Source organism: Citrobacter sp. MNAZ 1397, from assembly GCF_023613995.1.
Classification (GTDB): Bacteria; Pseudomonadota; Gammaproteobacteria; order Enterobacterales; family Enterobacteriaceae; genus Phytobacter; species Phytobacter ursingii.
This window is the reverse complement of record NZ_JAKIVH010000001.1, coordinates 1,876,477-1,888,934: the sequence shown is the minus strand read 5'-3', so window position 1 is coordinate 1,888,934 and position 12,458 is coordinate 1,876,477. Positions and strand designations below refer to the sequence as shown.

At 49.4% G+C, this 12,458-nt stretch carries 11 protein-coding genes; 3 read left to right on the top strand and 8 right to left on the bottom strand.

All coding sequences use genetic code 11. The features are described from left to right. Window positions 1–15: 15 nt before the first annotated feature. Window positions 16–1,029 (bottom strand): aldo/keto reductase, encoded by a 1,014-nt coding sequence (locus L2097_RS08695; protein WP_047370746.1) that lies wholly within the window; start codon window positions 1,027–1,029, stop codon window positions 16–18. Window positions 1,030–1,131: 102 nt separating this feature from the next. On the opposite strand from L2097_RS08695, the gene L2097_RS08690 reads away from it, so the two are divergent. Beyond that, complete coding sequence (locus L2097_RS08690; RefSeq protein ID WP_222708283.1) at window positions 1,132–2,013, top strand: LysR family transcriptional regulator; 882 nt, start codon at window positions 1,132–1,134, stop codon at window positions 2,011–2,013. A gap of 105 nt (window positions 2,014–2,118) precedes the next feature. After that, window positions 2,119–2,907, top strand: a complete 789-nt coding sequence (locus L2097_RS08685; RefSeq protein WP_250352612.1) for a phosphotransferase family protein — start codon at window positions 2,119–2,121, stop codon at window positions 2,905–2,907. Between the two features lie 51 nt (window positions 2,908–2,958). On the opposite strand, the gene L2097_RS08680 is transcribed toward L2097_RS08685, so the two are convergent. Next, the gene (locus tag L2097_RS08680; RefSeq protein ID WP_250352611.1) at window positions 2,959–3,465 is read right to left on the bottom strand and encodes a P-loop nucleotide/nucleoside kinase family protein; all 507 of its coding nucleotides are present in this window, start codon (window positions 3,463–3,465) and stop codon (window positions 2,959–2,961) included. Window positions 3,466–3,754: 289 nt separating this feature from the next. On the opposite strand from L2097_RS08680, the gene L2097_RS08675 reads away from it, so the two are divergent. Continuing rightward, the gene (locus tag L2097_RS08675) at window positions 3,755–4,432 is read left to right on the top strand and encodes a DUF1963 domain-containing protein (protein WP_250352610.1); all 678 of its coding nucleotides are present in this window, start codon (window positions 3,755–3,757) and stop codon (window positions 4,430–4,432) included. A gap of 248 nt (window positions 4,433–4,680) precedes the next feature. On the opposite strand, the gene L2097_RS08670 is transcribed toward L2097_RS08675, so the two are convergent. The 6 genes from L2097_RS08670 to L2097_RS08645 all read right to left on the bottom strand — a co-directional run bounded on the left by L2097_RS08670 (window position 4,681) and on the right by L2097_RS08645 (window position 12,350). Next, complete coding sequence (locus tag L2097_RS08670; protein ID WP_250352609.1) at window positions 4,681–5,628, bottom strand: PfkB family carbohydrate kinase; 948 nt, start codon at window positions 5,626–5,628, stop codon at window positions 4,681–4,683. 116 nt (window positions 5,629–5,744) lie between these two features. Further along, complete coding sequence (locus tag L2097_RS08665) at window positions 5,745–6,758, bottom strand: OmpG porin family protein (RefSeq protein ID WP_250352608.1); 1,014 nt, start codon at window positions 6,756–6,758, stop codon at window positions 5,745–5,747. A 12-nt stretch (window positions 6,759–6,770) separates the two neighbouring features. Further along, window positions 6,771–8,264, bottom strand: coding sequence for a family 43 glycosylhydrolase (locus L2097_RS08660; protein WP_250352607.1), 1,494 nt, complete (start codon window positions 8,262–8,264; stop codon window positions 6,771–6,773). 15 nt (window positions 8,265–8,279) lie between these two features. Then, the gene (locus L2097_RS08655; protein ID WP_250352606.1) at window positions 8,280–9,563 is read right to left on the bottom strand and encodes an OmpG porin family protein; all 1,284 of its coding nucleotides are present in this window, start codon (window positions 9,561–9,563) and stop codon (window positions 8,280–8,282) included. 92 nt (window positions 9,564–9,655) lie between these two features. After that, window positions 9,656–11,092: a glycoside hydrolase family 32 protein gene (locus tag L2097_RS08650; protein WP_250352605.1), complete on the bottom strand. Its 1,437-nt coding sequence runs from the start codon at window positions 11,090–11,092 to the stop codon at window positions 9,656–9,658. Between the two features lie 19 nt (window positions 11,093–11,111). Beyond that, on the bottom strand, window positions 11,112–12,350 hold the full coding sequence (locus tag L2097_RS08645; RefSeq protein ID WP_047373308.1) for an MFS transporter: 1,239 nt from the start codon (window positions 12,348–12,350) through the stop codon (window positions 11,112–11,114). Between the last annotated feature and the right edge of the window lie 108 nt (window positions 12,351–12,458).

Below are 12,458 nucleotides of genomic sequence, written 5' to 3'. Positions count from 1 at the left end.
ATAAATGGATGCCGTTCAGGTAGCCGTTTCTTCTGGCACGTTGGTGCCCATGCCTTCGGGCAGAAACGGCGCGATTTCCGCCAGTTCGTCCTCGCTCAGGCTGAACTCCGCGGCCCCCAGGAGTCCATCGACTTGTAGCGGGCGGCGTGCGCCGACAATCGCACCAGATATCGCAGGCTGTCTGAGTACCCAGGCGATCGCCACTGCCGCCGCTGTTAGCCCATGGCGTTCACCTATCCGACGGAAGGTCTCAACCAGGGCAAGGTTTCGGGTCAGGCGCGGCTCCCTGAAATCCGGACTGCGGGTTTTGCGCCAGTCATCATCGGGGAGACGGGCGATGCGTTCACGCGTCATCGCGCCGCTCAGCAGACCCGATTGCAGGGTAGAATAGGCGATCACGCCGATACCCGTTTGCTGGCAGAATGGCAGGATGTCGGACTCAACCTCGCGCATGAGCGCCGAGTAAGGCGGCTGGAGCGCGGCAATCTCCGTAACGGCCTGGGCTCGCCTGAGTTGCGCGACGTTAAAATTGGAGACGCCGATGGCGCGGATCTTTCCTTGCTGACGCGCCTTCTCCAGCACGGAGATCGCTGCCTCAATGCCCTCATCCGGGCCGTCTGCCGGGAAAGCCGGCCAGTGGATCTGATACAGATCGATGGCCTCCGTCTGCAGGCGGCGCAGGCTTTCGTCAATCTCACGCGCCAACGAATCCGGCGCCAGGGAATGCGAAATCTGCCGGCTTGTCGGATCCCAGACCAGACTGCCTTTTGTGAACACCAGCGGACGGCGCGAAGCAGGCACGCGGCGCAGGAGTCTTCCGACAATTTCCTCGGCATGGCCAAGGCCGTAAACAGCAGCGGTATCGATCCAGTTCACTCCGCGTTCCACGGCGTATTCCAGCGCGGCCAGACTTTCTTCGTCATCCTGCGCTCCCCAGCCAAATTCCCAGCCCGCCCCCGCGATGGCCCAGGTTCCCAGACCGATAGGTGAGATAGTGAAATCGGCATTCCCCAGTTTTTTGTGCTGCATGGTTTAACTCCTTACTCAATTTGACGGCGCCAGTGTGGCACGCTAGATAGCAGGCGATAAGCTATGTTATGTTTGATGAACTACTGAATAATTCTCATCAATATGACTATCGATCTGCATGAACTTGACGCCTTTGAAGCCGTTGCCCGGCATCGAAGTTTTCGCAAAGCTGCCGCCGAGCGAGGTGTATCTGCCTCGGCTCTGAGCCATGCCATGCGTGGACTGGAAGAGCGGCTGGGGGTTCGTTTGCTCCACCGCACGACCCGCAGTGTTACGCCAACCGAGGCGGGGAATCGCCTTTTGGCCCGGCTTGCTCCTGCTTTGCGCGAGGTAGCTGATGCGCTCGTTGACGTGACGGCGTTACAGGCTGTACCCACAGGTACGCTGCGTCTGAACGTGCCGCGCCCGGCAGCCTGGCTGGTGCTGGCTCCTTTACTGGCGCGTTTTGTGGCGAAGTATCCGTGCGTGAAAGTCGAGGTTGTCACTGACGACGGCCTGGCTGATATCGTGGACAGCGGCTTTGACGCGGGTATCCGTTTTGGCGAGAGCCTGGCCGGCGACATGGTTGCTGTCCCTGTTGGTCCGCCCCAGCGTTTCGTATGCGTTGCTGCGCCGTCTTACCTGAAACTGCATGGCGAACCAAAATCGCCTGACGAGCTGCTGGACCACGCCTGTATTTGCCGCCGTTTTCCAGGTGGTCGCCATTATCACTGGGAATTTCTGGTCTCAGGAAAACCGCTGGCCGTCACCGCCTCCGGCCCGCTGGTATTCGACGACGATATGCTAATGATTCAGGCTGCACGCGATGGCGCTGGCATTGCTTACGTCTACGAGGCGATGGTGAGCGAAGAGGTAAACGCGGGTCGGTTAGTGTCTGTCCTGGATGGCTTTAGCGCGCTGCCGGGGCGTTTTTTTCTCTACTACGCCGGACGGCGGAATTTGCCGACCGCATTGCGGGCATTCGTCGATTTTATTCGCCAATAAACTCCCCCGCTATGCGCCAGAAGAGGGCAGGGAGGAGATTGCCAGTTGAAGCTACACTCAAATGCCTGAAGAAAAGGCCATCGGACAATCTTAAAGGAAGGATGTATGTCAGTTGAGAATCTATCCCGGATGGGGGTAGCCAGAGTGGAGCTGCTTGTTGATGAAACGGGTCATCAGATCATCGAGAAATGTCCCGTTGGTGAGGTGGAGTATCATTTTTATCAACAGGCTGCCCGTGAACTCACCCAGGCGGGTGTGAGCGTGCCAACATTGTTATCTGCCGATCCTGACCTGCGCAGGCTAAGACTGGAATATATCCCCTGTGAGGTTAACCAGGACGACGTGTCCGGCGATGAAATACTCGCTACCTTGAATTGCCTGCACCGTTACGCTGCCAGTCCGCAATGGATTTACCACAGCCATGCATGGTCAGAATATGCACTCGAACACTCTCTCCGGCTGTTGGCACTGCCCGACAAAAATGCACAGCAGCTTCGGCGTTTTCGACAATGCAGTGATGTTTTGTTTGGTTATCAGAGTTTGATTTCTGGCGATAGCAATGCCGGTAATTGGGGAAGAAGAGCAAATGGCGAGGTTGTGCTTTTCGACTGGGAAAGGTTTGGAACCGGGAGTCCGGCTATCGATCTGGCTCCCCTCATAAAGGGAATGGGAACGAAACAGACATTTATTGATCTTGCTGAACGCTATTGCCAACTATCTGGTCAGCAGAATTTCAAGGCGCTGGCGAGAGAAATTGCCATTGCTAAAGCATGGATCGTCACCGAAGTAATTACGTTGCTTAATGAGCGGAAAAAAACAATCTTTCCAATATATCTTAACTGGTACAAGGAATACCTTCCCGACTGGTTAGATAACACAGAGAAAATGCTTTGAATAAACAGGGGCATTAAAAAAGCCGTCTGCTGACGGCTCACCTTCAGTATGTTAACTGTATTCAATAATCGTGAACCCTTCGTCTGCGAGCGGTTCTGCGAAATAACGCGTTATTATTTCAAACTCTTCATCCGTCGCGGAAAAATCGTGCGCGCCTTCTGCGTTACGGGCGCGTAAACGGGCTTTACATATATCGTCAGAGACCCGCAGATAATGCAGGCAATTATTGGCGCCCGACGCCGTAATGATACCCATCATCCATTCACGATTCGCCGGTGTATTTGCCGGAAAGTCCAGAACAACCGATAAGCCAGCGTTGAGTAAGGATATCAGGTGTGGCTTCATGGCGTTTTTGAGCCTGGATGCGCACTGCACATAATCCGCGACTGAGTGTATTTCATCTTTATAGAGCGCAGCCAGCCAGGTGTCCTCGCTGACAATAATCGTGCCTGGCGCGGCTCCCAATTTTGCCGATAATGTGGATTTACCCGAAGCGATTTTTCCACATAAAAGGTGAAGTGTTGGTCTTACTGCTTCTACAGGGGTATTCGTATTCATGGTTTGCCTCACTGGATGATACCGGTAAGGCCCGCCTTACCGGCGGGAAAATGACGAACGCTATCCCACCTGACAGATGCAGGTGATAATAATTAATGCATGAGCGGGTGCTGAACAGATTTTTATCATCAGATGAAGCTAGCAGGGGGAGGGTGAAAAGTCACCTGATTTGAGGACGGTTTATTACGATCTTCTTTGGCATAGCCTTTCCGGGAGCGATTTTTATATATAATGAGCAGGTTTGAATCCCCGATATCCAGAGAATATTCTCATACGCAAGGCAATTAAGATGAAATCCGAGAGTTCGTCAGTTTTAGAAGATCTCAGGTCCGCATTGCGCCCCGCATCGGTGGCGCAGGTAGGTGGTTTTCGCCCGGGTGTAGATCCTCTTACCTCCTGGTTTTTAAAAGGGGTATCGCTTGCAGGTGAAGGATTGCCTGTCTGGAAGGGGAAGCCGATGTTTCCGCTTCTTCAGATTCGTATCGATGAGCTCCCGGTTATACCTGAACAACTCAAGGAGATAGCCCTGCTGGTTCTCTTTCACAACATGGAAAGCCATCCTTTTGACCAACCCCATGGCGAAGGCTGGCTGATTCGTGAATATGCCACGCTTGAGGGGCTTGAACTATTGCCGGAAGTGGCCACGCCGTATCGCGAATTTCCTGTACGATGGTTAAGTGTTAATGATGACGCTCCGGGCTGGGAGGATGCCTGGGATATTCTCGACCTTTCTGCCGTAAACGATGATGAACCAGCCAGTGACAGTTTCTTTGAGGACTTTAACCGATACGGGGGAACCAAAGTTGGCGGATACCCTATGGAAATCCAACATGGTGTCGGGCTTCAGGATTTCGTCTTTCAGGTGGGATCGGAAGAAAAAGTTAACTGGATGTGGGCGGACAACGGCATTGGCTATTTTCACAAATCACCAGACGGCGTCTGGCGGTTTTCATGTCAGTTCTACTGATAAATTGACCTGTTATCCGCTGTTAAGGGGCGTTGGAGTCACTAGCTTTTTATCAATCATGTAAACATGTGCGCATTTCTGCTTTTTCGTATCGCTGCTGTCATGCCTTCCGTGGCCGGTCACGCCGCGCCGTAAGCGGAGATCACACTTAATCTGTCGTTTCAAAACAGGGCGGAGGACAGCAAAACGAGTCCCGGTGGCTTGCACCGGAACGCTTCAGGCCGGGATGTTGCTGGCTATCGTTGAGGCTACGCTTTTATCTCATAGTCCAGCAGAGGATAGTGTCTGATAAATTCATTCAGGGTCTTACTATCAGGTAGGGCTGTCAGCGCGCCTTTCCGGGTTGTTGCCAGTGCGCCGCAGGCGCTGGCCTGCGTCATGGCGTCTTTGATTTGTTCAATGTTCTGCGGCATTCCAGCTTGAGCGATATAGGCAAGTAAGCCCGCCAGGAACGCATCACCTGCTCCCGTTGTATCAACGCTGTTTACGGTGTAGCCATTAAAATGAATAATCATGTCGTTCTGCAGAATCATTGCGCCTTGCGCGCCATAGGTTACGACCTTCAGGCGTGCTGGTAGGGTTTTAAGAAAATCCAGCGCCTGGTTAAAATCCTGTGTCTCTGCCAGCCAGTACCATTCTTCCTCAGATAATTTAAGTATGTCAGCCTGTAGGGCGAAATGGTGCACAGTGTCATGCATCTCCTGCCGATCGCTCCACATTTGCTCACGTAAATTCACATCAAAACTCAGCAAACCGCTACTCTGTTTTATTTTTTCGATAGCCGTAACTAACGTATTGCGACAGGTTTTGGCGACGAGCGCCAGAGAACAGAAATGCAATATTCCGGTACTTAAATCGGGGAGAGCGTCAGGTGTTAAAAACTGATCTGCCGAAGGATTGGTAAGAAACGTAAATCCACGCTCCCCGTGATTATTCAGGGAGACCAGTACGGTACTGGTTCGGTGATGAGGGTCCATCTGCATACTCTGGACAGAGACTCCTGATGCGCAGAGGGTTTTCTTTAAAAAAAGACCGAAATCGTCGTCACCGACCCGACCAATAAATCCACTCAGACAGTTCAAACGTGCAGTTCCTACCGCTACATTGAAGGGCGCGCCACCGGCACAGGCCTGATACTGCATATCCGAAAGCGGTAAGAGATCGACTACCGCATCGCCAAGAGTCCAAATGTTCATGACATCACCTCAAAGTTAATTATTCTTACCCTGGAATGACCAGCGGTACGGAAGCGGATATCCCGGCAGGGCGATATACGCTTCCTTCATTCCGCTGAAGTTATATAAAAATGATTTTAAAAATTGTAATCCAGCATGAGTTTATAGTCGGTGGTAATGGCATCACCATGCGTTACCCAACTCCCACTCTGATTAATTAATGAACCTGTTATCTCTCCGGAGAGTGTAAATCGGGAAGTCAGAGGGTAATTAGCCGATACTTTGAGGAAGCGGTTTCTGGTATTCTGGAAGACTTCACCATCTTCGCGCTGGGCATTATTTTTCTTATAATGTCCATACCCCCCGCTGAACGTCGTTGATAATTTTCCCCAGTTGTGCCAAATACCCATTGAGGTGGTCCAGGTCTTGTCATCGATATCACCCCATTGCGCTCTGTCTAATACTGCAGAAGCAAATTTCTGACGTAACCAGACACCGGTGGTGTTGTTGATAATATATTGAATACCGGGCTCAATCTGGAATGAGCGCACGTCACGATCATTTTGAGAACCTCCGCTACGGCGATGATCAATCTGTTGATAGAGATAATTGAAGAACGAAAAATTATCTGTCACGCGCAGATCGGTAAAGAATTTGACGCGTGCCTGCCAGCGATCTTCAATTGACGCACTTCCTCCCATAACGTCCCAGCCATAGCGCAGGCGTTTGTAGAAATATTCATGGCCGACAATAAGTTGAGTCCATTGATTCTGGCTGAGATAGGTCTGGTTTTCCCATGTGCCATTATAATTCGTGGTTCTGCCTTCCGAAAATGCCAGATACCAACCGGGTAAAGCATCATTGCGCATAACCCCTTGAACAAAAGTCAGCGAATCATTACCGTTGTGAAAATGGCTGTTTCGCCAGTTATTATCTTCAATGGCATATTTCATTTTAAGTTGACCATGAACGCGCCCACCCGCAGGATTGGAAGAGCGTGCTGATGTCCACATGACGTCTTCATCCAGATAGGACCACGGATCGACGGCAATGACATTGCCCGATAAATCTTTCATTATGCTCATGCTTGCATTTGCCAGAGTCGGAAGCATAAGAGAAAAAATAACAGCCAGGGCATGATGGTTTTTCATAATAATATCCCTTTAGATCATTTCTTTAAATTGCAACGTTGCATGGAGGCTATCGTGTTGAGGCAGACTGATACTCCAGTGATTTTCCGGCATGGAATACATACGGGTGCTAAATGCCGCTTTGTCGTTAATATAAAAAACGGCTATTGAGTTCTGTATTAGCACACGAAGATTAATTTTCTCACCGAGCGGAACATCAACCCAGGATTCAGCATTACTCTGATTGATGGACGCCAATGGAGAATTAAAGAAATAAACTTTGCCTTTGCTCCTGTTGAATACAACGTTAAGCGTCGCGTCACTCACGCGGTCATCTTTCAGCCCGAAGCTCATGACCATTCCCGAGGAGGGAATATCCACTGTTGCGGACAGTTCTCCACGCCTGGGTAAAGCCGGATAAATAGTTGACTGTAAGAGGCCAAATTGTGTTGAGGTCTTGAGCGTTTTAACCGGCTGTATCATCTGAACCGGACCACGGTTATCTTTGATCGCCTTCTGAAGTTCTTGTGGAATTATGCTGTTGAGCTGACCTTTTATACCTGCGGTCAATTCATGGACGACGAGGTTTCCTGCCCAGTCGATATTGCCACTGTCGCTGTTTCCTGCCTTTGTCGGGATCCATCCAAACACAAATAACCGCCCATCCTTGATGGTCAATTTACCGGCATACAAACCTGAGCCATCCACAACATAATTATCCATCTTATGCCATGGCCCTTCTGGATTGTCCGCAACGCGGTACTGCGTCAACCGTAGTGGCCACTGATCGCTAAAGCTCAGATACCAGCGCCCGTTAAAGAAGACCAGTGTCGGGCATTCAAGGTTTGAATTACTGGTGATGGTGTCGTTGTCAAAAAATACTCCACGGTCTTCCCAGTTTTTTAAATCCGTTGAGCTGTAGCGCGCGATAATCCCGCGCCCCTTGCTGCGGGTCGTGATCAGCATCCAGTATTCTTTCTTTTCATCAACCCAGACAACATGCGGATCGCGGAAGTCATTGCCTCGATAGTTAGCGCCCGGCAGGATGGTGTCCTGCGGATGTTTGACCCAGTGAAAACGATCTTTACTGGTGGCGTGCATGATTGACTCAACCGGAAATACGTTTTCATTGTGTGCGGTATACCATGCGTGCCAGGTATCGCCCACTTTGATAATGGAGCCAGTCCCTAAAAGCAGCTCTGGATCATTGACATCATTAACGTAAGGAATAACCTCAGAATGGTTCTGATAATTATATAAGTTGGCGCTGGAGAGCAGGTGAATCGCATGTACGCCTAAATCGCTGCCGCCGCGCACATCATTGAGATAAAAAATATTAAATACACCTTCGTTATAGACAGGCATTGGATCGCCAATAAATGACCCTTCAATGCGCGGGAAAAAGTCATTAACCTGGCTGATGCTTTTGTTCTGTAATGTTTCTTTGGACATCTGTGAATACGCGGGGGTATTTCCAACAGAAAGCGCCAGCAGAGCGACGAACGTCGCCGTAATAAATGTTCTCATGCTACACCCTGAGTATCAAAAGTTATAAGTCACACCAACGACAGTGAAAGGATTCCAGGAGTGACCTGTGTACGTCCAGAGTCCTGTTTCTTTCGTGAATGACGCTTTGAATTCACCATACAGACGAACTTCACCAAAGACGGGATAACTGATAGTGCCGCCAATAAATTTGTAGCGACCATCATAAAACAGCTCTTTTGCGTTACTGGCGTTCTCAATTTTGTCCTGTCCGAAGCCGATATACATTGACGTTAGTAATGGATACCAGTTTCGCCAGAATCCGGCCGTTACTTTCCATTCCTGTTCAACAATATCACCCCAGTTTTCACGCACCTGCCGGTTATAATAATAATATGGGCGTAAATACAGACCGAGATCTGGATTTACCCGGTACTGGATTGCCGGTTCAGTTTCAAAAATATATTGTTCGAGATCGCCATTACCAGGTTGATTCCCCTGAGGTTGGTATTCACCATAAGCGTATCCGGCAATGCTCCATTTATTCGTTAAGCGTAAGTCCTGCCAGACTTTAACGCGGTTTTTCCAGCGTTTCGTTGCCGTTTCTGAACCAACCATAACTTCTGTGCCGATATTCCCGCGCCAGGTCTCGAAAATATGACCGACGAAAAGCTCATTAATGGTGTTCGTTCCTTTGTAGTCCTGATTACTGAATTGTCCTTTATAGCTGTCTTCCCTGGCATTCCAGAAGCCAAAGTACCAGTTCGGTAATTCATCATGCCTTAAAAAAGCTTGAATGGTTGCAAGCTTGAATTTACCGCTATTTTTATTTTTATTATTCCAGCGGACGTCATCAATTTCTATCTGGCTGCCGATGTTTCCATGCAAACCGCCAGCTTCCATATTGCGTCCGATACTGTCCCAGTGAACCGGCGGAGCTTCCTGCCTCAAGCGTAACAGACTTACATCGTCAGAATTGTTTGCTGCAAGAGTCTGATTTGCTGCCGATGTCGTGCTGCTGGCCTCAGAAGGAAGTGCCGCAGGTACTGACGGAGACGGCTGTACCGTTGCTGTTCCTTCCTTAACTGGGGACGAAGGGATGCGCGTTGCTGAATGTTGAGCATCGGTTTTTGTTGTTGAAAGACTGTGTTGAAGGTTGGCATCCTCATCGTGAAAATAGCTTTGATAGTTCCCGGTATAAGTATCCGATATCTCTGTATTGTTTTCGGCGAAGGCTGGAAAAGAAGCAAAGGATAAAAATAGCGCCAGTGCTTTTTTCTTTGAAGATGATTTTGTCCTGCTTTTAATTAGGGCGTTATGTTGTGCTAATTTCTCATCCATTTTTCTATCTCGTTATTTCAGACAATATAATGCCAGCCAGAGACTGGCACAAAAAATACACAATATGGAAAGTAATATGAGATCGAGCGTAATTATTTATCCAGTGACCAGTATCCTGCTTCTTTCAACACAGCGGTTCCGCTATTTGCAAATAATACTATATCGCGTTGCCCTGGCAGCGGATAAATTCGGCTGCTTAAACAGGCTTCGCCTTCATTGACAAAAACTTCGACGGACGAACGATCAATAAACATTCGCAGTGAAAGTCTATTACCCTCGGGCAGGGGAACGCTGCGCGTTCCAGCCAGCGAGAAATCAGGATAATTACGCTCTAACACCAGACGCTGAGCCTGGTTATCAACGTAAACACGTAATCCCTCTCCCAGCGTAACGCCATACTGTTCCGCCGCAGACTCGTTACAGTTCCATTGCAGGATTAATTCTACTGCTTCGGCATCTGCAGCGACAAATACCTGTTGATTCTTCAGGCAATGGACAGGGACAGGAAAATAACTCCCTCGCATGGCTGACACTTCTTCGACGGGCTTCATAATCAGGCGATTATTATCACCTAAAGTTAATTCGCGCGGCAGGGAGAGCATACCCGCCCAGCCATCCTGCTGCTCCGGCATCGGTGATTCCCACATATCCAGCCATCCTATGACGATTCGACGTCCGTCGGGACTCAGGAAACTTTGCGGGGCATAAAAATCGTGACCGCTGTCTATCTCAATGAATTGTCCGTCATGGGTAAACGGCTGGCCTGGTTGCCATTCACCAAGCAAATATCCACTCTGGAAGAGGTTACGGTTTTGATAACCTTTAGCCGCCACGCCCTGGGGAGAGAACATCAGTACACGCCTGCCGTTCAGGGTAAAGAAATCAGGGCATTCCCACATATAGCCCATGCCTTGTTCAGCCTCGGCAAAAATGCCCTCGTCATACCATTTATGAAGATCGACTGAACGGTAAAGGCGAACCTGGCCGGTGTCTCCGACGCGTGAGCCCACAACCATGTACCAGAATTCCCCTTCACGCCATACCTTCGGATCGCGGAAATGATGGAGTCCTGGGGGAGTATCAATGACCATTCCATGACGTTCGAAATGGATACCATCACCACTGGTTGCCAGACATTGCACCTGATAGAGATTGTCATCCGTATCAGCCGGGCCGTGGAATTTATGTCCGGTGTAAATCAATGCCAGCGTATCGCCAACCACTACGGCGGAGCCGGAAAAACAGCCGTCTTTATCTGCCGGACCTTCCGGAGCAAGGGCAACAGGCAGATGTTCCCAGTGAATTAAATCTTTACTGCGGGCATGCCCCCAGTGCATCGGCCCCCATTTTGTTGAATAGGGATGATGTTGATAGAATGCATGGTACCAACCGTCAAACCATACCAGCCCGTTAGGATCGTTCATCCAGCCCGCCCGTGCGGCGAGGTGATAGCGTGGATACCAACGGGGGTTAATTCCGGCATGTGCTTTTTCAAGCGTCTCTTCGGCCTTTTTTAACAAGGATGTCATTGTCGTTTCTCCCGATAAATTACACAGCGCCTGGCTGTAAAAAGGATTGCTCAGTTGAGGGCTTATTTGGACGCAAAAGGAAGATGGAAATAAATGTGGTGCAGAACACCATTATGCCCATGATCAGATAAGACTGGGCAAAGCCAAATTTTTCGTAGCTAAAGCCCGCCAGTGGTGATAACACGGTGCCAATAACTGAGCTGGTGCAGGCAAATCCCACCAGATATATGGTGGAAGACAAACGCTTGTCGAAATTCAGGCTGTTATATTTAAATATTGCAACCAACAATATCGGCAACTCAACGGCATGCAGCAGTTTTGTAATTGAAATGAGCAACGGTCCTTCAACCAGTCCTGAGGCGATCATACGAAGCGCCATCACCATACCTGCGAAAATAAGGCCATTTTTGGCACCAATCCGGTTAACCAGCCACGGTGCACAAAACATCCCTGCCGCTTCCAGAAAAACCTGAAATGAATTTAAATAACCAAACATGGCATTTCCTTCCTTCAGGGTAGGAAACTGCGAGGAAAAATAGACCGGGAATTGCTGATCGTAAACGCCATAAATACAGGTTCCGACCACGAAGAAAATAAGTGCCCAGAAACGAGGTAACATAAGTAGGCGCAAGGCATCTTCAAGGGAGACCTTTTTAGCCCCAATTTCCAGTTTCTCCATGCTCGCCGGTGCGGCAACTTTTAACCGGGCCAGCAGGCAGAAGAAGACCATGCCAGAACATGACGCCACTATAAAGTTAAGGTCAGGATTAATATTAAACAGCAGCCCGGCAAAAAACGTTGCGACGGCCCAACCCAGAGAGCCCCACATGCGAGCCCGTCCAAATTCAAAATTGCTTTGACGTGCAACACGCTCGGTATATGACTCCAGCACGCCGATTCCGCCGTTAAATGTCATGCCAATAAACAGACCACCAAAAATACTGCCCAGTAAGATATTGAGCTTGAGCAAATAGCTAAAACAGAGATAAGCGGGGGCGGAGAGGATCAGTAGTGCCGTAATAAACCACAGCAGGTTTTTACGCAGGCCAAGACGGTCCTGAATAAAACCGTAGAAAACCTGAGCGAACAGGGCAGAGACCGATAAGACGGAAAAGATAATACCTGTTTCAGACGCTTTTAATCCCACTTCCTGATGAAGCCATATAGAAAGAAGCGAGCTGGATGACGACCAGGTGACGAAGAAAAAGAACAGCAGGGCGCTGAGTAGCAAATAGTTGCGAGAAGATCGTTTTTTCATCTGAGCAATCTCATAGCGGATTATATGCGTTGATGGTAACGTTAACATATGCCGTCCACACCGCTTTTTGGGTCGATATACGATGTTAATCACAAAAGTTAACGTTAA